The sequence below is a fragment of the Candidatus Regiella endosymbiont of Tuberolachnus salignus genome, assembly GCF_964020115.1.
GTDB classification, from domain to species: domain Bacteria; phylum Pseudomonadota; class Gammaproteobacteria; order Enterobacterales; family Enterobacteriaceae; genus Regiella; species Regiella insecticola.
The window spans coordinates 2,008,373-2,034,212 of record NZ_OZ026542.1 but is presented as its reverse complement, the minus strand read 5'-3'; the positions used below and the strand labels follow the sequence as shown (position 1 = coordinate 2,034,212).

Genomic DNA, 25,840 nt, shown 5'->3' with positions numbered 1-25,840 from the left:
AACCTGGGAAATGTTTCTGCTAGTAATGTCCTTGCCGGTGGCGATGCACATAAATATGTGGTTGCTAAATTAATGGATCCTAATGGCATCGCCACATCTCATTATCTCACCTTAACTGATCCAGTCACCGATCCTTTTACTGATGCAACCTTTTATTTTGAAGAATTTCGCATCGAATTATGGAAAAGAGCCAAGACACTATTAAATAATAAAACAAATTACGACGGTAATATTATTATATCTTTTAGCCAAGATTATAAAATATATCAATCAGATCTTTTTCTATTCAATAAAAACATGTCCCGTAGTTTATTTTTAGAATATAACAGAGAGAAAGGAAAGCTAATTACCAAAAAGCGAGGCGAAGATTTTTTTTATCAAGGGAAACTACGAATTTATCTCACTGGCCATACGGGTGATATAAAAACAGTGGGTGCCGTCAGAATTGCAGATTTAATTTTCGATAAACTCATACAAAGAGAAGTCAAAGAAGTGGCACGGGTCAATATAACCGCTTGTGAACTGGCCGAAGGGGTTCCCACTGACAAAACCATGACCAATTATTGGTCTGGTTCAGTGACAGAAGGATTCATCTATGACTTTTTTCATCAAATAGAAGAAAGAAATACGCTGATTGGCAAGCGGGGAAAAATCATGATTGAAAGTTTAGCCGCTTACGCTAGCCCGGTTTCTATTATGTTTAATGGTACTGCTTGGACGGTTCAAATAGAAAATCCGGAGGCACCGCCAGAAGAACAAAAAAAATCGCCTTACGTATCGAAGAAGCGGCCACTAAAATTATTTTTACCCAAAATCCCCTCGGTAACAGAAAAAAATTAGCACAAAATAGGTTGATTACCTATCGCCGTTTACCGCTGAAAGAAGGATTAGTTCAACAGAGAACAGGAGGGTCATTAGGTTCATGCCACTCATCAAATAGCCCTGTGCTGAGTTACGCTAGGCTAAAAAAGAGCCTTCGGCTAAAAAGAAGTCTTCGCGCATCAAATGTATGCCGCTTCAGTACGAATAATAACTTTGATGTGCCCATCACAGAGCGCAGGAACACTACGAAAACAAGACTTTACAGCGGGATTGATCTAACCACCGCCAGAAAGATCAAGACGGATGTTAGATCAGGAACGGTATTATTAGCTACCGCTGATAGCATGGCATTAATAGCCGCTATGAGTGCCGGCCCCTATGAAATTTTGATTAGTGATAACAATCTGTCGCGGATCAGGGTTCTAAAACAGGTTTTACTGCAAAGTTTGACTAAACAGCGCTATGAAGATTGGTTCGCTTCACTTGATGTTTTCGAGGAGAAAAAAGGGTTATCAACAGTGATTAACCTGGTATTTGGCCAGAATACCCAAGCAGCCTATCAGCGCCTACGCAACCGTGTAATAAATAATGAATTTGGTTTCTATCATTTGGATTTAACGGAAAGTAGCAACATAGCGCTCACACTGCCTAACCGGCGCAGTCTGGCGCCGATGAAAAGTATTTACTTGGGTACGATTGAAAATCAGCTTGAAACCGTGATTGCTGCTACAAAGAGAGAGCCGTTTGGATTGAATCGCCCCTTGACAATTTTCCTGCGAGCCGCGCTGCTGACATTAGAAAATAATATAAAAGCATTAAATACAGCAAAAATGGCACAACCGCTCTATTATTCTTCTGCGGTTAGCTTACAATCAGAAACTTGTACCACAGCCCGCCCTTATTTGCATGAAAATTATAGTCAAAAAAAATATTTATTACGCGCACAGCAAATACTAGAAAAGGCGCCCAACACCCTCTCTTTATTAATAAAGGTTTATCAATATGTCAATTTACTTCAGCAAGAAAACAATAATCTATTAAATTCAGCTAATATACCATCTGCGGAAATTAATAAATGGATACCGATATTTTCATCGCTATCTTATGATATAGATAAAAAAGAATATCGCATTTCTTATCTCCATATTGATAATAACAGCGTAAAAGAAATAAAAACAAAAAATGAGTACTTCGCTCAAGTTAAAATTTTTTTAGATAAATATAATATTGATCTAAAAAAACACTACGATTTAAATGAACAGGGTCATATTCGCCCCAAATATCTGGCTAAAATAGGAAAAATTGATACGCTCGCCGATATCATCAATATATTCCGGGCGTTCAATAGTTGGTTAAACCAAGGCATTACTGTTGAAGGAAATACTGCCCTCTCTCATGCGCTACAACTGCATGTGTATTTGGGCATCACGTCGGTGACTATAGGCACCTTTAACACCGTGACTGAAGTGGTAACCTTTGTCAAAAATAGGCTGATAAAGGAAAAAAACTTTTTGACCGGGGGTGCAGTAAAAAAATTCTGGCGCGGCTTTAAATCGGTAGGCCGCAAAGCGGGTAAACTTGCGCCCTTACTTTTGTTAGCCAATGTTGCCTTCAGTGCCACTGAATTATATTACGCAGAAAATGAAATCCAACGCCTTATTTTTACCTACCAGCTTATCTTCGATGTTGTGGATTTGACGTTACAAATCGTCATTTATGTTTCTCTGACTACCGCCAAATCCGGAGCCGTATGGATGTATCCGGTCGCGGCTGTTGCCATTCTTTTAGCTATTGCGTTGGATCAGATGCGCGATTACATCTTGGATGAACTCCAGAAAAAATATAACAATATAGAAAAAATGAAAGCCTGCGGCCGCTATTTTAATAGCATGAGGGAAGGTTGGATAAAAGGAGGGTTTTCTTTTAATGACGGTGTATGGATGCCTTACCATGGGGTAGTGATAAAAAAAATAGATTTAATAAATGGCTTTGTTGAATTCGATAATTTTGGTCAGCAAATGCGTAAAATGAATAGCATAAAAACGCCCGCCTTTGCTGAGCAAGATGAACAAGCTTATATTAATTTGCGTGAACGCTGTGGTATTGGTATCAAACAAACGATTACTGATTTTTCTCATGACGCGGCGAGGATCACCTTAGTATTACCGACCGCCGCACGAGCAAAAATAAACCCTCAATACAGTTTTATTTCTTTTTACCGTGACATCAGTAATGGTGTTGAATGTGAAGCGATGAATTTTTTTTCTCAGCAAGAAAATTCTTATTTTATCTTTAAACATATTTCCTCTGAATTTAATCGATTGGATAGGATGGGTTTACGATCGCTTTATCTTAGGCCAGATATCGGTCAATTTCTTACTGAGCTGAATTTTAATTATCATAACCAAATAAAAACGAATATTGATGTTCACTTAGGTAATAAAACTTATCATTTGATTGCGCCAGGTTTTGATAAAAATCAACCGACGGATGATTCGCTTTATAAAAAACATTTACATTATCATCTTCACAGTCCTCACACAGGGAAAGCCACCATTATATTATTTATCAATCGAGCACAAGCAGAAATAACCATAGAATGTACTAACGAACAGGTCGATTGGATTATTGATGCAAGTCATATTGATTTACCGCCACAGGCTTATGTAAATAAAACGCTGATCGAGGAAAGCATAGCGAATTTAACGTTACAGGGTGATAATGATATCCATTTTTTTCTAACCGGTAGTATTAACGAAACCATAACAATTAAAATTAAATATTTGGTCAGTACTCGCTTCATTATACAATTGCCGGAAGGCATTTATAAAATTAATTATGACACAACCCCCTTCTCTTTCATTCCTTACCATCTCAATGCCATTGAATTAGAAAAAATAAATAAAATTAATGACAGAAAGCCAGAAACAATAAGAGATTATCTTATTCATCACACAAAAGAAATAAAAGACATCATCCCTTATATTCCAATAGATAATTTCATTCTTGATAATAAAGAAATGGATCGTTTATTTTATCAATTACGAGAAGAGCAATGTCTTTACACTGCCAATGATACCAGCACATTGTTTACTTCGGATGTGATACGCAGTCATACTCGGTTGTTATTTAATAATCAATTTTTTGCTTGGTACCAAGGCGATCTGAGTGTCAATTTAAATAATATAACCTACAGCTATAAAAATGTTATTTGGGTCTCGCAGGCAGAGGCAAAAAAATATGAATTTGGAAAAATAAATACCGAGCAGGAAAAAAGAAAGCTACTTTATATCTATATACCTATCAGCCATTTGCCGAGTATGGAAGGAGATGAATCTTATCATTCTCCCTCCCTTATTATTAAAACAGAAATATTAGCCCAAGCGATTTTATTTCAGCAAGAATATCACTATCAATCGGAGAGGAGCGGTATACAACAAAAAGGTTTATTTACTTATTTGATTGATACCTCTGTCACTGCATCCAAAGAACAATTTAAAATAATAGAAGTGAATTTACCTTTGCATTATATTCTAGATACAGAAATCGCCAAACAGACTTCCCTCAATAAAATCGGCATGTTTATGCAGGGGAAAAGCGGCAAAAACATGAGAGATATCGGATTGAAAATTGATCCGCTAGCACCCAGCGGAAAAAATGTTGCTAAAATTACTTTCCCACAAACCACGACGTCTTTATTGACAGGTAGATACCGACTGTTATGGCCACTGGCTAATAGTTTTGATGGAATAACCGGTATTATTTTTCCCAATATTATTGAACAGATCCAAGGGGAAGAAATTATTAATCACCCCGATTACCTGACGCATCTTGCAGCTGCTATTAAAGGCACTCGCGCCGATAATCACATTTTTTTCTGGAGTATCTTAAAAAATAATAATCAATTACATGCACTCTACATTCAAAAAGGTTATGCCGTAGCAACAGAAATTAATTTAACCGAGTTCGGGATAGAAAAAAACGATGTAAAAGGCATTACTCATAGTTACCGTGGCGTGCGTATTAATACTAAAAAAAATTACATTTATCACCTTGGTGCCGATCAAACACTCAGCTTACAAGGCTTAGAAATAAGGGGTAATGGGAAGCAAGAAAATTGGGCAGCGTCTTTAATGAATAAAGTTGAACAGATTAAATCACGACAATTTGTTAAATCAATTACCCTCGCCCCTGTTGTTGCCATAACCGGTTTATTACATAGCCAACCAAAATTATGGAAATTACCGGCCTGGTTTGATCATATTAATCAGCGGCTTTTTATCACACAAGAAGATAATAACCAACAGTTAAGTTGTTTAGGAACGGCCAATGATGGCAGGGGCGCTTGGATATTAGATAGTCAAGATAAAAAAAATCAAGGAATTTACTATTTATCTAACATAGTGATTAATCAAGTGCCACTATTTTTTATGGATCATGTTTTATTAAAAACAGCACAGATACCTAAATTACAGTTACTCCCCATCCATTTATTGGCAAATGGTGATAGCATTATCAATGCTCATTTATCGATAAATAGAAATATACAAATTGAGACAACCATAGGGCTGCTTATTGATATCAATAAGCAACAAAATGAATTTCAAATGGTTTTATTGTCTGTCAACGAAAAATTCACCCAAAAATATTTTGATCAATCAACAAAAAAATTAGATTTTAATAAAATTAAAATAGCGCTCGACGCTTTTAAAAAAAATTATATCTATCCGGAAATAATAAAATTGGCGATCAACAATAAAATATTGGCTTGGTATCATGCGCAGAGTGAAAATTTATTTGTTTTAGATAGTCATTATAGTTCCAGTGATTACCGATATCTTGGTTTCTCTGCCAAGTCAGAACCCGGGGAGATAGAACAGCCAGCGATTTATTTTATTTCACAAAATAAAAACCCTCGAAAAATATTAAAAATTTCGGGTGAAAATAATCATACAGAAATAATAAATAGTACGATAGATTACCAACGTAAAAATAATTTGTTAATTTTAAATGGCGACGCGACTGAAAATTTTGATGACTGTATTTATATTGAAGACGTCAACGTATTAATAGCAACAACAATAGCCCAATCACCCGATCAATCTTTGCTAATTAATATCGCGTTATTGCATTATCCAGTGATTCATTTCTCTCATGCTGGCCAAGGAATGTTAATTTGCCAAATACCGAATATCGCTATCGACAGGTTATCCCATCAAACTGAAATCAGCACAATAGCCTCTCCTATCATTGCTAGAAAAAATGAGCATATGTTTATTTTTACCGATAATAAATTATTAATTATTGAAGATGCTTTTGATACCAATAAAAATATTTTTCATGCTCGATTGACTATTTCTTACAACAATAACAGTCTATCTGTTGATCATTTAGCCACACACTACATGAATAAATTTCCGCAAGCAAAAAAAGAAACATACGGGAAAATACCACTGCTTAATTTATATCATCCAACCTAATAAAAAAATGGTAAATAACATGACCTATTCAGAACTCGAAAAAAAGATAAATGACTTTCTCGAAAAAAATCTCATTATATTAACTAAACCCAGTGAAGAGGAATTGGCTTCTGCCCTAATGGAATATCTCGCCAGCAGTAAAAAAAATGTGGTGCAGCAAAAAGAAACAGAAAATAAAAATCAAAATATTCCGATGACAAAGCAAGTAGGCGACCCCCTCTCGCCAAAAGCGGAAATGGAAGCGCTAACTAGCATCTTATATTGGATAGAGAAATGTAATTACTATCCCTTTTATCAAAGTCATTTGCTTAAAGCTATCCAGCAGCGCGTGGCCATATTATCAGAGCCAGTGCCGCAGGAAATCCATTTTATGTTTGTAGGAAAATTAGAAGCGATTCAAATAGACTATATCAAATTATGGGTACAGCATAATTGCAAAGAATATAAAATCAATATATGGCGCGATGCTACCACATTGCTAGCCGGAGAACTTTGTGGACGTTTAGAAGAAGCAGCAATTAGACATTCATTAAATGCGGAATACCGAAGTAACGAAGCATTTAAAACACAGCTGATCAATTGGCAAGATATGGCATATAAAGAAATCACCAGAACCATGTCGCAATATGACGCCAACCAGCCTGGTAATAAAAAATTTTCTTTTGATCAGGCGGTGATCCTATTTTTAGAAGCCAACGGACTGGCAAAACCAAGAGAACTTGCCAAGATCCGTGAAGCCAACGCCGCCAGTTTTTACTCTGATCTAGAAAAATTGCGCCAAGGTGTAAATTCGCCTAATAACATCAATCTGCTTGATTTTAACCTCATGCAGGATCTTCCCGATTATCAACTGTATATTAAAGAACTCACCTCAAGAGGTAATTTAATCGCCGCTACTGATATTAGTCGCTTATTAATATTAGAAAAGCATGGAGGAATTTATCTTGATAACGATTTATTACCCAATTTGCATAACATGCTGCTCTTTCGGCTAAGTAAAATAAATACGACCAGGCAATATAACCAAGAAATTATCATGAGGATTGTTTTAGATGAGCTGGCCTCCCGTGGTGAAATGCCGGCGCGGCAGGCCATTATTGCCAGTAAAAACCGTGGCGGTTATCTTGATCAATTACAAGATATCGACGTTCTGGATGTACAACGGATCAGAGAGGCTGTGATCATTACTCTAGATCGGGGACAACCGCTATTCGCCTCACTGAGCAAATTCACCGTCGATCCTTATTTTCAATATAATTATGCTGATAGCAATAACAAAGCCATTATAGCAGCGCCTTACAGTCGTTTTATTGATCAAGTCTTGACGCATCTGCGGCAAATTCATGCAGTGATTGCCAGGCATAATATTGATGGGTTGAATCCCAGTCAGCCTATTCCACGTACAATAAGCAGTGACATTGCCCAAGATTTGCAAACCAACAGGCTGCTACTCGGTGATAACGCTTCTTTATTATCTTATCGTTCCGAAGGGATCGTTACCGCTCGTATCCCTGGTACCCGTGAGATTGGCGGTGTTACCGCTTACAAGCACGCTTATGCTGCAATGTTAGAGGATATCGGTGTGCTACCGGTGCCTGATAGGGATCTAAGATCATCATTACATAAAATTTTATCTCCTATCACGCCGGCTTTTTTTGCTACTGAAGAAGCTTATCTTTCATGTTTACGAGGGCCAGGTTTAAAATTGCCGCACGATGTCTTCCCGCAGTACAGTCATTACGACAGTCAATATATTATACAACTGCAAGACGATGCCTCAGTGAATCCAATGGCACGCTATCTTTACAATAAAAACCGTAGTCGTACCGCCCACTATTGTTATCAACAAACCAGTGATGAGTTAATAGCGGTGAACATTGCGCCCAGTTTTGAATTTAACGGCCGTACCCGCATTATTCTGATAGGCCACGGCCGCTTTATGCAGGCATTGGGCGGTAAAAGAATAGTGAGTTTGCTGATCAATAAAGGCTTATTGAAAAAAACAGCCAATGGATTATTTTCAACAGTAGAGCGTGTATCAATAGCCGCCTGTTACATCACGGAAGCGGCTCCCGCGGGCGTTTCGAGAACGCGCTTACCGACAAAACCGATTATCGATATCCCACCAGGCGCATTCATAGACGATCTTTATCGCGCTTTTTCCACAGCAACAATACCGGTCGGCAGCATTAGTGTGCGTGAAAAGTTAGTCGCCGTTGATGTGTTAGGTCGTAAATGGTCAGGCGAGCCTATCAACCCTAATGCCCCTCAAAGTAAATGGCAAATTAATTGGGTATTAGTAAAAGAAAGCGATAAAAAACTTATTTTTACCCAACAAGAGGATGGCGCTATTGTTAGCGAACGGATCTCAAGGGTGGAAAAAAGTCCGATGCGCAGCAGACGACTGCGTACCTCTTACTTGGGACGATTTGGTGTCGATCACCTGATGCAAGTTACCGCTGGACAGACAACAAGACTGAATGGATATGTGGACGAAACAACGGCTATCCATATTACAGAGGAGCTAAAAAAAGGCGCGGTTTTATTGGCGGCCGATAGCATGGCATTGATCGCAGGAATGAGTGAACATTACCCGCGTTATAACATTATTATTAATGGGGATGAGCCTAATATGGCCGCCTTACAGCAAGCTTTGTGGCAAACTCAAAATCATGATGATTACAAAACCTGGTTAACGGGATTGAAACTGGCGGGGGGAGAAAAAATATTAACTGCCCGGATAAAAAAAATGTTTACCGATCCGCAAGCCGCTTTTAAGCGCCTCAAACAACGCTATTTGTGTGATGAATTTGATTTATTCTGTCTTGATCTTAGTGATCCCAATACCGCCGGCATTATTGAACGCGATAGGCGTAAGAAAGCGCCTATTACGAGTATTTATTTGGGGAAAATCGAAGAATTATTGGATAGCACCACTCAGCAAAGCATGCAACTTGACGATGAATTAGCAACCCATCAAGAAAAAATACGACACACCGTCGATAAAATCAACAGTACACTCAGCCGTTTAAGTGGTAATAATGACCATACGCCCCTTTATTATTATTCAAAAATAACCAATAAATCGGTAAAAAGTAGCGTTGGGAATAGCAAATTAGCAGAAAAATACACTAAAAAGCGCTACCTTATCCAAACACGAGCCTATCATAACGCAACACCTACCTCTTTGAGTCGTTCCATCAGTATGCCGATAACACTATGCGACACCTTTAGCCAGGCGAGCCAAGAATTACTGGTATCCAATCACTTACCTGCTGATCAATGCATGCCACTATTATTAGCCATGACTTACGATATAAATAACAAAAATTATAATATTAATTATTTACATAATAATGTTATGCAAGAACAAACACTGACAACCCGTAACGATGAATTTGCTGAAATGAAACGTTTTTTAGAACAACAGCATGAAATCTTACATCAGCATTACAATGTCGCTAATGGATGTCTTTACCCCTCTCAAGGTTATAGCAATAAATTTTTTGGTTATACCGAAGCGGTAGGCATGGGTGTCAATGCCGTGTTTGCAATTATGGCGATACAAAGTTGGTTGCGAAATGACAGCACAGTGCCAGGCAATACGCAGCTGGCTCAAATATTACAACTTCATACTTATCTGGCGATGACACAGGTAACTTTTAATACTAGTCACGATATGGCCTTACTACAGGCAGCATTAAGAAAAGGCAATATTGGCCTGACACGCTTGTTTCAATTTATAGCAACACCGGTAGGATTAGCATTAACCCTCTCTGATGTCGCTCTCAGCGCTATTGAATTGAGTAAAGCTGAAAACGAAGGGCAACGTATTCTCGCGACCACTCAGCTCAGTTTTTCAGTCATTGGCCTCTCTTTATTTGTCGGTAGTCTGGTTGCCTGTTTGCTCGGCAGCACGCTATTGGTTAGCGGATTATTTATCCTTGGTATCACGCTGGCCGTGACGGGGTACATCATACAAAGCACAGTAGTGGAAAACCTGAATAAACTCGATAAAGCCAAAATTATTGCTAACTATTTCACCAGTATGCTAAAGGGGTGGCGACAGGCGGGTTTTACCCTAAACCAAGGAATATTAGTCCCTTGCCAAGGGGCGGTGATCACACAAGTCGATCTGCAAAATGCAACCTCTCTTGCTGTGGTGTTTGATGCCAAAGGACAACGGATAAAAAGGAGGAGAGCACAAGGAAGATCGCCCAGTGACTATATCAATCTATACCAGCTGCGTCAGATAGTAACCACTCGCCGTACCCTCGCTCTGCCGGTTAATGCAGCAGGAATGAAAACGCTAGTATTACCGACACAACCTCGTGCGCGGATTAATCCTATCATGAATGAAAAATTCAGTTTTTCATTGCAAAATAATAATGGTAGCGAATTTCAAGCAATGCACTTTTTCAGCAGAAAAGATGCGGATTTTCCATTTATGATATATCCCGCCGCGCTTTCTCGGGTACCTTATTTTTCAGTTCCTAGTGAACTTCAATTGCATTATTTTCATACCAAAATCGATATTTTATTAGGTAATCAGCATTATTACTTGATTGCCCCAGGGGTAGATGAAGGATCACCAGAAAACCCGCTAATCAACCCACCGATATACAGTGAACATCTCCATTATCATTTTCATGCTCCGCGACAAAAAGCGGCGTGGGTGGTTTTGGTGTTGAATCGCGCCCAAGCCAACATGACCATCGATTGTGTTAACGATCAAGTCAATTGGCTAATTGATGTTAGCCATATTAATGATATTGAAATGACATCTAGTCACAGTACCGAATTCCCTGCTGGCCATCTATTGAAATTTTTTTGTCGTACACCGACAACGGCAGGCGAATACATGACAGAAGTCATCACCACCATTAGTGTTAAAAATAGTGAAGAAACGAAAATCACACTGAACCTACCGCAGGGAGCCATTGAGTGGAAACCACAGCAAACGCTTTTTTGTCGTATTAATTTTACTGAGTTGAACATCAGCTCAAACCAACAAGAAAGTATTGACGAAGCAAGCGTATTGATAGCAATACAAAACTATTTGCGACAACAGCGCACTCATCACCGTTATGCTATTAACAGGGTTCGCCTCGATAACTATAGGCAACAAGGGGAGCGACATATCGGCAATGCAGCCAATGAACTTGAAAATATTAACGACTATTTTTACCCACTCAGCCAACCTGCATTACTCTATACGGCAAATAATGACCAGACTATTTTCAACGATAGTAGCCAACGCAGTAATGTTGTATTGATTTTCCATAACCAAACTTCTGCTTGGTATCGTGGCGATCTTGCTATTACATTCCAACGGGCTAATGGTCAACCTGAGCCGACGATCTACAAAAACATTTTTTGGATGTCAGATATTCAAACGAAAAAGTTACGACATTTGTATTTACCTGCCATTCATTTACCGGTTACCACGCAGCGTACAGCAAGCATGATAGGCCGCCCTGCCCCAGTCACCTCAGAAATCGTCCAAACCCATGTATTAAGCAAAGGCATTTTATTTCAGCAAAACTACACCTATTATCTTGCCGATATTGATGGAGAAAACAATATAAGTCGGCAGATCCAGCTTATCTATATGATTGATACTCAATCTACGAGAGGAAGTCTGGCATTGCTTGAAGCGCGGGGGTTACCGCAAGATGTGATGACTAAGTTAATTAACGAGGGTAATTTAACCGCGCTCGATCATTTTATGACGCAACAAGCATCAGCCTCATCTGCGGGTGCACAGTTTTCTTCAATAAGATCGACTCATGCCAATATTGCTCAGCTGATTTTGCCACAGACGACCACGACGATATCCATAGGTAACAATAGGCTAATATGGCCGCTGGCTAATAGCCTAGATGGCGTGATGGGCAACGTCATTGCCAACATTGATAGCCAAATTTTGAATAATACGCAATATTTTGTCACCTTGGTCAGTGCGATTAAGGGAGAGGATATACCCACAGCCCTTGAAGTTGCCGCTAGGCGGCCAGGGCGTGAGACCGATGAGCGTAGACAACTACGTGATTCGGCGAATGCCCGCAGCCAACAACGCGGCAGCTTCAAAGGCGAAGGGTATATAGAAGATAATCACTACTTTTGGAGTGTGACAGAGCCTGATGTCAACGCTACTTTAGATTGACCACTTTTTGCTACTTTAAAATGTCCAGTTTTTGCTAATTTTCCTGTTGGGTTTCTATTCCAGGCGCCTGGATAATATCAGTCGTTTTTATAGGCAACATGCCTGCTTTGCGTTTATTTTTGAGTCGATAGCTTTCTCCTTTAATATTCAATGTGGTTGAATGATGTAAAAGCCTGTCTAAAATCGCAGTTGCTAAAATGTGATCACCGAATACGTCCCCCCAATCAGTAAAACTTTTATTTGATGTGAGAATGATGCTCGCCTTTTCATAACGACGGCTCAATAACCTGAAAAATAGGCTAGCTTCTTCGCGATTCATCGGTAAATACCCGATTTCATCCAGTATTAATACCCTGGCATAGCACAGTTGCTGAAGTTGGCGTTCCAGACGGTTTTCTTGCTTTGCCTTCATTAAGGTACAGCAGAGTCTATCCAGAGGCATAAACAATACCCGATGCCCAGCTGTAGCTGCCTTGACAGCCAGCGCTATCGCCAAATGCGTTTTCCCTACCCCAGGTGGGCCTAACAAAATGACGTTTTCATGATGTTCGACAAACCTCAGCCCCGCCAGCTCGCGGATAATTTTCCTGTCTATACTTGGTTGGAAAGTAAAGTCAAATTGCTCCAAGGTTTTTATCCACGGCAAACGTGCTTGTTTTAACCGCGATTCCAAGCCTTTTTGGTGACGCCCGTTCCATTCCTGGGCTAATGCCTGCTGGAGAAATTCACGGTAGTTCAGTGCTTTCTTGGTGGCTTCTTCACATAAACTCTCCAACGCATCGCCCAGGTAATCCATTTTTAACCGTATCAACAAGTTTTCCATTTCCATCAGAGTAGCTCCTCATACACACTGAGCGAACGAGACGCTACTCGATTGACCTGTTGCCAAAGGGCTTGATGATGTTCTGGCACCTTTTGCCAGCCCTGCGTTACCTCCTGCAAGAGATGCGTCGCGAGCAGTTGCTCATCGCCGTAAATACGTAGCGTATTATCTAAACCGATACGAATATTAACCGCACGACCACACCAGAATGAAGGCACGCTATAGCGATTACCTCTGACATCGATATAGCTGTCCCATGCCACTTGTCGTAGGTCGAAGTAGCTGGTATCGAAATCAGTCGCAGGGAGTGGCATCAAGGCTATTTTTTCCTCAGCAAAACGATTTTCCGGTGTCTGCTTGAATTGACGAAGATGACGCTGGTCTGCCACTTTCGCCAGCCACATCGCTAGCAGTTGATTAACATGAGCGAAACTCTCAAACTGACGGTAGCGAGTGAAAAAATTGTGTTTAACATAGCCCACCATCCGTTCGGTTTTGCCTTTCGTTTGCGGTCGATAAGGCTTACAGGCGCGAGGGCTAAACCCATAGTGATTAGCCAGTTGCAGGAAGCCCGCATTGAACTCGATGTGGCCATTTTGTCCATGTTTGATAACAGCGGCTTTTTGGTTATCTACCAAGACATTTTTTACGCTGCCACCGAAGTAATTGAAGCTGCGAACCAGCGATTCATACGTGTGCTCAGCATCTTGCTTAGGGGCAGCAAAGACATGAAAGCGACGCGAAAAACCGAGCGTATTAACGGCAAAATTAACCGTACAGGCAGAGCCTGCCACCTCAACGATGATTTCTCCCCAATCGTGTTGAAGTTGATAACCGGGGAGGGTTTCAAAGCGTACCGTGTTTTTCGAGGCCCTGAGCGGACGTTTGGGATGTATATAACGTCGGAGCATCGCACTCCCACCCCGGTAGCCTTTTTCACGGATTTCCTCAAAAATAACCGCCGCATTCCAAACCTGTTCACTCAACCTTGAATCGATGTAGTCTTTAAAGGGCTCGAGTTTAGCAACCTGTTTTTTACCGCGTTTTGCTGTTGGCGGCGCAGGATAGCTAATGTGCCGTCTCACCGTTTTTTCTGAACACCCTATCTGATGGGCAATATCAACAATAAATGCCCCCTGTTGATGGCGTTGTTTTATCATGTAGTGGTCCTCTCTTCTTAGCATGCTTATTTCCCTCATGGCTTTGTCACCACAAAGGAAACTGCATTCTGGCTTGAGTGGACAAATTAAATTAGCAATTTACGGTCTTTTATCATTAGCGCTGACACTCTGATTGCGCAGAATGTTATAGGTGTCTGTGCCTTTCCCGCCAGCGGCATACCCGCGCCCTAAGCCGAGGGTGTTGTTACCTTCATCGCCGCTCAATACCACATTAACTTCAGTCTGTCCGTAGGCATTTTCAATATTTTTTAACTGCGCCAGCACCTGAAACTGCGCCAACGCCGTTAACTGCGCTATCGCTTCTTCTCGCGCCTGCCCGGATAACGGTGCAATGCGCGCTAAGTGATCAATCACCTGTTGGCGCTGATCTTCACGGAAATACGCGGCGAGGCCAATATCGATCGCCAGCAGGGTGCTTTTGCCATTCGCGGGACGACGGGAGGCGATCACCGTATCATTCAGGTCAGGCAGATGACTGCCGACCTCATTCCCGCCATCCAAAATGCTTGGCGTGGCCGGCGCAGCTTGACCCAAGAGATGAAAACGGTCGGCCTGGCTGCCGCCGGTAAACTGTTTGCGGCCGCCACCGACGTCAAAGTCATTTTTTCTGTCACGCTTACCCAGGACGGTATCGTTACCCCCGCCCATATTCACTTTGTTGATAGACTCTGCCTCCGAGGGGCGGCGAAACGGAGCGCGGATCAGTTCGCCGCTGGGACGGACTGACAATAAGCACTTCTCACCGTTTTCTTCAATAATGCCTATTATTTGCGCATCGCCCCGCAGCGCGAAGCGATTCTGGCGACTTTCTGTCTTTTCCGTACCAAAAGTGCCGTCAGCTTGTCCCTCGGCAATGGTATAGCTGCCATCGTCTTGAATGACCACTAAATCAGCGCGTTGGTCGCCATTCATATCATGCAGCTGTATTTGCGCATTATTAAATTTACCGGACTCGAATAGCTTTTTTATCCCCTCGTGCTCTTTTGCCTCTTTCGTGATAAAAGGCGCCAGGCGATTTCCACTACTCAATAATGTGTAGAGCATCCCGGTTTTTGTCATCGAGACAATATCGTCATCCCCATCGCCATCAATATCGCCAACCAGCCGATGAAGGTATTCCGCCACCGACGCCGGCGAGGTGGCGCCGTATAATGTGGCAAGTGCCATCGAATGCAGGGGCTCAAAAATACCGGTGGCCTGAGCAGCAGTATCATCGGCCTCCACCTTTTTGCCATAAATGATGTTGACATAGCCTAGCTGGCTATCGCCACTGCTCAGACCGCGGGTAAATGACACCACATCCGCGCGGCCATCTTTATCCACGTCCAGCAACACCGCGGGTGCGTCACTTAAACGCGACTGTCGCACGCCGTATGATTGTTCACTATGGGCAAAGGTGCCGTCTTGCTTGGCCAAAAAAATCTGCATCGGCTCGCTACTGTCACCGACGGCAACCATATCGTCCCAGCCATCGCCGTTGATATCCCCTACCATGGTTCTGAGGGTTGGCCAGATGAGCGGTACGACGCTATCGATACGCCGCTGATCGCTATAACCGCCTTGACCATCAGATTTAACAACATCGAACCCTTCCTTAGAATAATAGGCGATATCAGGATGACCATCATGGTTAATATCGATACGCATCACGCGGCTATCATTTTGTAAGGGATTCAAATCCGTCGTTGGCAACGGTTGAGCGGCCGTCGCCACAAAGGCGCCTACCGACTGCTCCGCCCCGATAAAGGATTTTTTTAGCACCGTTGACGGAAGATTCGCATCATCATTCAGATCAACCACCTCGTCGACGCTCCCCGCTTGAGGCAAATAGTAATTTAGATCATAGGGTTGCAATCTCACCGCCGTTTTTCCTTCACTTTGTTTGAAGGTTAATACCGTGTTTCCTCTACTATGACGCGCGGCGTAGCTGGCCGCTGCTTGTTGCTCGGCCTCTGATGAAGGTGTTTCTGTCGACCGGATGCGATCACGTAGGATGTGATCCCCTCCGGAGATATCTGTTGCCACCAACCGCCGATAGCTTCTTGTTTTCAGCGTAACTTCACCCCGGCTGAGGTACAGCGTCTCAATGTTGATGTTAGCCCGCAATAGGGTTTTAGCGGCCTTGTTCAGTCGGGCGGTCAGCGCTTTCTCTGCCGCCGCTTTTACCTGGTAGGCCGCCAGCCGATTTTCCAGACTATACGTCTGATCTTGCCCGGTAAAGGCCAACACGCCGGCTTGAAAGGTCTCCCAACCGTCTAACGCGATCACTTTTTTGATCTCCTCCACTTCACGTACGGCAGAATAAATGCCGCCGGCCAATAGCAGCGCCGCGCCGAAGGCCAATCCCACCGGACCTGCCACGGCTGCTGCCGTGCCGCCAATCGCAAACGCGATGGGGACGCCGATGCTGACCAGCGCCCCAGTGAGCGATAAAGCGCCTTCAACGATCAAATCTTGGCGCATTGTCGGATCGGTGGTAGTGCTGAGCTTACTGAAGGCACGGAAGGCCTGGTATAAGTCAAAACCGCTGGATAAGACGCCCAGCGCCGGCCCGCCAAAACGCGCCAGCTGTAGTTTGAACCCTGACCGCAGCCCCAGCTGGGTCAGACGACTGCCCCAGACGCCGAGCCCCTCTTGGGTCAGATCAATCGCCATGTTGGAGCTTAAGGCAAACAGCGCCAGATCTCTTTCTTGCGTCAATTGTTCTCTCTGTTCAGGCGTTAAGGATTGATTTTGCAGTCGCCGGTTATATTTGGTCAGATCACTGAGTGAACGCAGGTAGCCATAGCCCTGCATGGTACCGCCCGCGCGGCGGGTAAAGTGTTGCAGACGCGCCGAGCCGGCTATCGGCACGCTTTTTAGCGTATCGCCCAGGCTCGGGGCGATTTCTAACGTCAGCTTCGGCGTTTGGCTGCCTACCGTTTCCGTTTGCGCCGCCAGCTGAGGCTTGAATGTCACCTGCTGGCGAATCGCCTCCAGCTGCGCCAGCACACTGGCCTTGGTTGCAGCATTATCACTGGCGATAAGTAGACTCTCCATGCTGCCTTCCGTCGGTATTTGCTGCCGCAGGAAACGCACCGCTTGTTGGGCTTCAAAGCTACCGTAATCCGCCTGGTGCAGATAACGCGCCAATTTTTTGCCATCAAAGCGCAGCTGCTCAGCCAATTGTAGCGGTGAGAGGCGTTTTAGATGATCGACAGAAAAAGGCTTGCCGTCGATGCGCGCCCCCATCTTATTGAGCACCGCGACCGGGATCGGCACCGCGCTCAGGGTAACATCCGGCGCCGCTGCTAGCCGTTGTGCTTCGGTTTTATAATCGCTTAACAGCGTTTGTAGTTGCTTTAGCCCAGAGAATTGTTCACGGGCAGCAATCAGATCGACTTTATACAAAGTGACTTCGGTGGAGGAATTGATGTGGGCACGCAAGGTAGACTCAAGTGCCTGGCGGTTTTGGCCAACGTCCGCCCCCGTGATCTGCATCGCCCCCACATTGGGATGATAGAGAGAAAAGTGACCATTATTTTTGACAGAGAGTGTCAGTACCTGATGATCGATTTTTATTAAATACTGACCCGGCGCCATTTCAGCGTGCGTCACTGGCAACGGCTGTTGGCTAAAAATCGTCGGATGATCGTCAGGCGTAGCCAATAATCCATCAAACAACTGACGAAATTGCTTCACTTGTTTGGCATCATTATCTGAGAGAGGCGCTTCAGCGCGCTGTTCATTGAGCGTTGCGTAAGTATTGAGGCCATTAAGATAGCGCTCACTGGCCAGCCCGCCTTGTGCCTGTGCATCTAACCAGGCGAGTCCCGTGGCCGTGGCCGCCGTCTGTGCGTGCCGGCTAGCGTCAGCAATAAATAACGCCTGTGGCGCGAGCCGCACGTTGGAGCCATGTTCAGCCTCAACGCCTTTCCATGCCGTGATAGCACTGATTTGCTGCCGGTTCGACTCTTGACTGCGCACCAGCGCTTGTTCACCCGTCAAATGCGCTAATTGCGCATGAGCATCCGGTAATTGCAGCAGCTGTTTTACATTGTCATGCCAAAGGGCAAAATGGCGCGCGTCAGTGATGAAGGGAGCAATCTTCCTTTCATCAACCGCGCCGTCGGCATCAGGAAAAAAATCTGCCAAGTCAAGACGTTGCTGAGCATCCAGCGTATCGAAGGTTAACGCATTGGTATGCAGCGCATCCATTAGCGCGATAACCCGATGCAGGCGGGTAGCGAGATCGGCACGATCCACCAGCGGATCAGCATATGCTCTATTTCCACCGAGCAGACCTTTTGAACGAGGTACGCTAGGTTGTAGCACAAGCGGTTGCACCTGGATAGCACCATCAGCAGAAACAGCAAGTGGCGCGGTATAATCAATAGCGACTTCGGTATGAGATTGAGTGTTTCCGTAAATAATTTTACCCAATACAACCTGTAGATTGGTGACATTACCCCCATTGGTTAACAGTGGATCAATAAAACGACTGATCATTTGCGGAGTATCGGGCGATGAAAATGCCTCTTTCTCACCGAAAAAAAGTATCCGCACTTGTTGTTCAGCCAGTAAAGGCACTATTTTTTGTTGCAACGCTTGACGTGCTGACGCTGTCGTCTCTCCTTCCATTGGATTACCATTCGGTGAATAGCGATGGTAATTGATATCGCTAATGTCCCTATGTGCTGGGTCTTCTCTTAACCATCGACCCGCCGCCGTCATGGCTTCTTCGTCCTGCGGATCAATCACTGCTATTTCGTGCGCATAAAAGTGATGCGGTACCGGTTGTTCACCCGCCAGGTTGATGTTATCAGCCACGCTTGTTCCACCAGCAACGTTCTCTCGCCTGACAGGGCTATAATCTTTGGAGTCTGAAAGGGTTAATAATTTTTGCAAAACAGGATTGAGGCTTTCTAGAATTTGCTTTTCCATGGGCTTTGTCATGCTATCCGCAGGGACAGGTGTTTCTTCAGTGGTAAGCGGATAAGGGAAGGAATATTCGGTACCGTCGGTAAATTGATAGCGGATCCCGCTATAGGTTTCTACGCCATTTCTGATAACTAAAACATTACGCTGTAATGATCTTCTGTCATCCATAGACAGGTTAGGGATTTGCATCAGCACGCGGGGGTCGTTTTCGTCTCCAAGTGAAATCGCTCTTGCTGCTATAATGAGCCCGTTTTGCAATCCAATGCTAAACTCTGCTCCCTGATTTACTACTCCCACTATATCGCCTATCCTGGTATTTATCCGGTACGAATCCTTTAATAAAGGAACCGATATCCGGCTATCAGGGAATTCTATGTTGCGATCAACACCTGATATGACCAATTCAAAACTTCCATCTGGCATACTCGCTATACGCGCAAAGGCTCGCTTGCCGGTCGCCGTGGGTACGGTAATCATTTTATTAACGTCTTGCTGAGTAAAACGTCGATTTAATGTTAACTCTTCTCCTTGCCGTTCGATACGAAGAGGGGGCACAGCATCACTTAATGCAGCAACCAGGAGTTGTTGAATAATGACCTTGGCTTGTTGGTTAATCAGCTGTTCCTGCTGCCCGCTGTGATATTGTGCATAATCAGGTTCATGCTGGTTCACCAGGTTATTGAATGCCTCTTCCGTACTTTGCGTTAACCTTAATGGGATGACCTCGCCGAAAATAGTGTCAATCTGGGATTTTAGTTGTTCACTTAGATCCGTAGGCACTCGCCCTGAATGAAGTAATGGTTGTAATGCTACTATTTGTAAGTTGAATGGAAATAACGTGGTGAGTTTCTCCACTGCGGAAGCAGTGTCTATCGATGGCTGCAAAATATTTGCAATTTGTTCAAGAATTTTCAACTTGAGCCGATGGGTATGGGCAGACTTTAAAAAAGCATCCAGTTGTAGAGACGCTTTGATCTGTTCTGTTAATGCGCTCGCTGTTGCGACAGGCTCAGTACTGTTCCAGGAAGGCGACTCTGTACCATCGGCAAAGAGGTAATGGATCCGCCGGCTGATTTTTTTGCCATTTTGCTGAACAGTAATCATGCGTTGTAATGCATTTTTATCACTTTCGGTCTGAGGATACGCCCTCAACTGCACGACCGGATTTTCTTCGGAGCCGATTGAGATAACCTCTGCTTTTACTGAAACACCGTCTTGATTTGGTCTGTTGATGCCAATCATTAACGCTTGTCCCTCTTGTGCTATCACTGCCGATTGCCGCGTTTCTTCCATCAATACCGGATAACTCGCTTTTATAAATGGCACTTTTATCGCAATATTCCCCTGAGGTTGGGCATCCACAATCGAAGCAACGCCAGAGACTTTTAAGCTAAATGTATCATTTTTATATATTATCTGAGCAAATTGATTGTTGCCATCCACCCTTGGCAATTCCACCATCCGACCGATATCTTCTTGGGAAAAATGCCGATTTGCTTGTAAAACTCCCTCTTTGAGTTTTATCTGGAGGGGGGCAAGCGGCTCATTCATGGCGTTTGTGAATAATTTTCTAACAATTTTAACCACTTCTTGGTCAATGAACACTTGCTCCGGCGGCGCGGCTTGCGTTGTATTATTATCCAAAAAATAGTCATTCAGTGTACGGGTTAATAGCTCCGTCTTTAGCCGGGGTAAAATTATCTTTTTGACTATCTCATTAATCTTCTTTTTCAGCGAGATGGTTTCTTCTGGAAAAAAATCAGTTAGGCTGCGCGAGTTTGCTAATATTGAGGCTGGCATATCAAGGGGTAACATGCCAGCCAGCATATTTACGGCTACATGCGTGCTTTGCTGGAAATCAGAAGGCCGAATGACTTCAATGATTTTGGACCAAAGTGCTGCACGAAAACGGGTTAAAACCGCGTTGGCTTCTATTTGCAGCTGTTTAGTCAGAGAAGCCATTGTCTCAACAACAGGTTGTTGATCCTTGCCCCAGAAAGACAATTGACTGCCGTCGGAAAATTGGTAGATAACGCGCCCGTAGTCTTTTCTTCCGTTGATATCAATGGAAATATTACGTTGTAGTGCACCGGTATCTTCCAGAGCCGCTTTAAGTTTTGGCACCTTGAGCGTAACAAAGGGGTTCTTGCCTTTACTTATTGAGACAACCTGTGCTTGAGTGCCATCGAACAGCGTAAAGGTGTCACCTACTGTTTTTATCTCTTTTGTTGAAACGCCCTCCCTCATTTCTATCCGATATTCTTCACCGAAGGGCGGCCGGAATTTTGTTATCATAGCGCTAAAATCATCCCAATTTGGGATGCCCGATATACGTAAAATGAAACGCTGTGTTTGGCTATTAAAATCTATCCGTGCAAATACCGTTTTTTCATTCGGTAGTGGGACAGCGACCATCGTCCCTATATCGTTGAGGCTAAAATTACGATTAACTTGCCAATGCGTTTCTTTTATTGTGATTTGTAAAGGGGAAAGAGAGAAATTGAATGGATAAGTTAATAACCCGTCGATAAATTGAGTGGCCTGTTGCTGAATAAACCGTGCGCTTTCTTCCGGTGAGTATGAAGCTTTCACTTGCAGGGCTTTTTGTTCCACTTTCCTTTCTAAGGATCCGGTATCGATTAGCGGCGCGATAATGTTTTGCATCAGGTGATAAATTTTAGCTAACAGCGGCTGTGTTATCTTTGGCGGCAGCTGTTTAACGTTAATTAATTGTTGCACCCTTAACTGCTGTGTACGATCGGCATTGGGCAGTAATTTTCCAAGCAAGGTTGCAGGATCCTGTAGTGTCTTTTGGATCTGCTGGACGATGGACGGGACCTGAGATTTTATCATCCAATGAGTCAGATCAAGCCGGCTTTTGATCTCTGCCTCTAATGATTGCTCAGGGTTAACGGGAGGCAACGGATCCCAGAAAGAGAGTTCGCTGCCGTCTGGAAACTGGTAAATGGCTCGCCCATAGCTCTCTTCTCCGTTGTGCATCACGAGAATATTGCGTTGTAACCCTTTTTTTTCATCGGCCGATAGGGTTGGCATCTTTAAGCGTACCAATGGATTTTTTTCATGGTCGCTGATTGAAGCGACTTCTATCTGGATACTTCTGCTCTCTGTTAATTCAAATGTAAATGTCTCTTCCTGCGTTACTATTTTGGCTCCTGCTACATTGCTTTTTCTCATTCTTATATAATCTGCACCCTCTGTGGGGGCGAGGTGATCAGGATCTATGAAATCTGAGCGGACTCTTTTTATTCTTAGCGTGCTGTCGTGCAACTCTTTAAAAGTATCCTCGTTAACGCCTGAAATTTTTAATTCAAAGCGAGCCCTATCATCAGGAAATCCAGCATCTCTTTCATCTCTCTCAATACGCGCAAAGACCGTTTTACCTTTTTTTGTTGTCACTTGCACCATGCGACCAAGGTCTTGCCGAGTAAAATTACGATTGGTTTGCCAATAGGTTCCGTCTTTTGAGAGGCTGATACGAAGGGGGATCAGTGACCCATTGAGCGCACGGGTGAATAATATCTTAAGGATCCTATTGGCCTGTTGGTCAATAAATTGTTGATTCGATGCACGCTGATGTTGATTAAAATCAGCGGCATGTTGATCCAGGATCTCGTTTAATAAGCGTTGATCGGAGCGGATAAGAATACTATCGCTGACAATATCATGAACCAGCTTTGCCAGACTTTCTCTCTGTTTCAAACTCATTAAGTTAATTGAATCAATCAATGTTGGCACTGTGGGAGCCTGAGGCTGCAAAGCTGCGATCAGTATGGCTATTGTCGCGCTATCAACAGGACGCTGTAAAATCTTGCGGATAACGGCAGATTTTATGTGCAGACGGGTTGAAATCGCGTCCAGTTGTAACTGCTCTGTAATTTGTTGTGTAGCAGATAGCGTTGTTTCCTCGCTATGAGCGACCGGTGCCAAGGGATAGAATTCAGATTTATCGGGAAATTGATAAATCACTTCCCCATAGATTTCTTTGCCATTTTGTAAGATAGCAACATGGGCAGGTAACGAGGCTTGCTGATTATCGAATAGGTAGGGTATTTCCAATCGTATTAACGGATTTTTCCCCACAACGCTTTCCATTTCGATAACCTTGGCTGTTATTGAAAAGGCAGTTACATCCGTTGCTAACGCAAGATCCAATGTGTGCCCAACTCTGGATATCGGCTCTTTTTGTCCATTTTTGATCATTTCTATGGGGTATGGCGTCGTTAACAAAGGGGGCTGTAAGGTTGCGGTGGTTAAATATTCCTCCTGGTTAACACCAGATAATTTTAAACGAAATTGTTCATTCTCAAAGACCACCCGTGCCAGTAAGGTTTTTCCGCTTCTGATCGGGAGTACAACCAGGCTACCAATATCTTGTTGCGTCAAACACCGGTTGATGTGCCAAGTGCTCTCTTTGCGTACTATTTGCAGAGGAAGAGGAGACCGATTCAGCCATGTTTTAAATGCGCTACGAATGACTTCAGCGGATTGGCTTCTGATGGCTGCTTCATCAAATTCTCCCTCCACGCTGACTTGCCTTATCAGCTCTTGCAGGTGTTCCTCGTTGATACGCGGCACAATGAAAGACGAGATGATACCGTTAAGCTGAGTCCGAAGGTGTTCTACGGTTTCTTGCTTTTCGGTGAAGAGTAACTTTGCCACTTCCTTTATCTGTGGGTAATCAGGCAACAGACTGGTGAGGATTTCTGCATTGGAACCGAGCTGTTGCGGATCTAGCAAAATATCAGTAAAGATAGCGACAAATTTAGCTCTATTTTCATCAACCATTACCATACTGCTCGAGCCGGCTTCTGGTATGGCTTCCACCAGACTGTTACTGTACCCACTTTCGGTGCTGCTCTCTGCAACTAACCCATTTTTATCTTTTTTTACTTTTATTCCTAAAAAAGAAGCCAACGCTTTTTTCATAATTTATCTGTGAATGCATTCCGCTTGCGTACGATTATACCCATAGTCCTTCAAGTTGCTGCTAGGCAACCAGGGTGAAGGGTACACACACTTTCAACATCCATCCTTATATAGTGTGAAGATTAATTTTATTTAATCTGAAATAGGTTTAAAAAGGGAACTGAATGCCTAAGAGACTATTAGAGATCTCTTGTTTGTACTAGCACGTTTTTTCATCAATTGAGCACATTTCAAAGAAGATTTCGAATAGGCTCTAAGGTACGAGCAATATTACCTACCAGCGATCTAGCATTTAGAGAAAGATTAATCAAAAAAATATAACCTAAACTAATTTGGATTTATTATTAAAATTTATTATTTTCATTAAATAGTATTGTGCGTCTATCATTAACTTATCATGCCTTACTTTACTATTATTATAAGTTAATTTAAAATATTATTTCATATTTCAGATGTCAAAAAAATAAATAACCAAAAAGAAAATTTAATAACTATAAATTTATTTACCGCAATTGTTTATATATTTTTTTGCTCCGTGGTAATAATTTTTTATTTGCACGTAAAATAATCAACAGATAGGAAAAAAGGTAGTGGTGATTAGGACTTGAGGGGGTAGCCTTGTATATCGACCTGTATTTGATTGTAGCTACTAACTACGACTGATATAATTATTTTTAAAATGTTAACCCGTTCTCTGGATATAACAGAATGGATGCTGATAAATGGTTATGTGAACCACACAGAAGCTCTGCTTTATCTGAGGGGTATGTTTTTTACTGGTGTACTATCTCAAATACAGTGCTAAATTTTGCATTTCCAATTCCCGATTCGACACAGATGGTTAATTGCTATGATTAAATTTATATCAAATAGTTACAATGAAATGCAGGATAAAGACCTTAAAGATTTTTTCTGTCTTAGAAAAAAAATATTTAAAGACAGATTAAACTGGTTGGTCGCATGTAAAGATGGAATGGAATTTGATGAATATGATAACGAAAATACCTCATATCTTCTTGGCAAAGTAGAAGATAAAATAATTTGTGGCTGTAGGTTTATAGATATGAAACATCACAATATGTGTGTTGGAATATTTTATAAATACTTCAATAAAATGAAAATCCTTGAAGGAAACTACATTGAAGTAACTCGTATTTTTATAGACAAAGATAGAGTTTTTAATATTGGAATCAGTAGTTATCCAATTAGTTTGATGTTTTTTTTGAATATGCAAATCTTTGCAAAAAATTCAGGATACGAAGGAATATATGCGGTAGTTACCGAACAACTGCTAAACATCCTGATAAAATCAGGATGGAAGATAGAAATACAGCAAAAAGGTATATCAGAAAAAAATGAGAATATATATTTAATAATAATGCCAACAAGTGAAAATACAATTATCCCATTAAGGGAAAAATTAAAATTAAAAATAACTCATGTATTAAACTTTTAACAGTCTCAGAAAGGCCACTAATTTTATTACAAATTATCTGGCCTA

Annotated in this window: 6 protein-coding genes; 3 read left to right on the top strand and 3 right to left on the bottom strand. The window is 42.5% G+C overall.

From position 1 onward, the window contains the following. Positions 1–713 precede the first annotated feature (713 nt). Both AACL30_RS10230 and AACL30_RS10225 read left to right on the top strand, forming a co-directional pair. Complete coding sequence (locus tag AACL30_RS10230; protein ID WP_339056573.1) at positions 714–6,302, top strand: hypothetical protein; 5,589 nt, start codon at positions 714–716, stop codon at positions 6,300–6,302. A gap of 19 nt (positions 6,303–6,321) precedes the next feature. Continuing rightward, complete coding sequence (locus tag AACL30_RS10225) at positions 6,322–12,468, top strand: TcdA/TcdB catalytic glycosyltransferase domain-containing protein (protein WP_339056572.1); 6,147 nt, start codon at positions 6,322–6,324, stop codon at positions 12,466–12,468. 34 nt (positions 12,469–12,502) lie between these two features. Here the strand turns inward: AACL30_RS10225 and istB are convergent, their stop codons facing one another. The 3 genes from istB to AACL30_RS10210 form a co-directional block, all read right to left on the bottom strand. Beyond that, entirely contained in the window at positions 12,503–13,300 is a 798-nt protein-coding gene (gene istB, locus AACL30_RS10220) for an IS21-like element helper ATPase IstB (RefSeq protein WP_339058365.1), read from the bottom strand. Beyond that, positions 13,297–14,475 carry an IS21 family transposase gene (istA, locus tag AACL30_RS10215; protein WP_339056344.1) on the bottom strand — a complete coding sequence of 393 codons (1,179 nt, stop codon included), beginning with the start codon at positions 14,473–14,475 and terminating at the stop codon, positions 13,297–13,299. The genes istB and istA overlap by 4 nt, the downstream gene beginning before the upstream one ends. A gap of 75 nt (positions 14,476–14,550) precedes the next feature. Next, the gene (locus AACL30_RS10210; RefSeq protein ID WP_339056578.1) at positions 14,551–24,339 is read right to left on the bottom strand and encodes a VCBS repeat-containing protein; all 9,789 of its coding nucleotides are present in this window, start codon (positions 24,337–24,339) and stop codon (positions 14,551–14,553) included. Between the two features lie 850 nt (positions 24,340–25,189). Here AACL30_RS10210 and AACL30_RS10205 point away from each other — a divergent pair. Next, positions 25,190–25,795, top strand: coding sequence for an acyl-homoserine-lactone synthase (locus AACL30_RS10205; RefSeq protein ID WP_339056577.1), 606 nt, complete (start codon positions 25,190–25,192; stop codon positions 25,793–25,795). Positions 25,796–25,840 lie beyond the last annotated feature (45 nt).

Excerpts from the sequence above, each read along its gene's own strand:
- AACL30_RS10225 (WP_339056572.1), top strand. The coding sequence starts at position 6,322 with ATGACCTATTCAGAACTCGAAAAAAAGATAAATGACTTTCTCGAAAAA.
- istA (WP_339056344.1), bottom strand. The coding sequence starts at position 14,475 with ATGCTAAGAAGAGAGGACCACTACATGATAAAACAACGCCATCAACAG.
- AACL30_RS10210 (WP_339056578.1), bottom strand. The coding sequence starts at position 24,339 with ATGAAAAAAGCGTTGGCTTCTTTTTTAGGAATAAAAGTAAAAAAAGAT.
- AACL30_RS10205 (WP_339056577.1), top strand. The coding sequence starts at position 25,190 with ATGATTAAATTTATATCAAATAGTTACAATGAAATGCAGGATAAAGAC.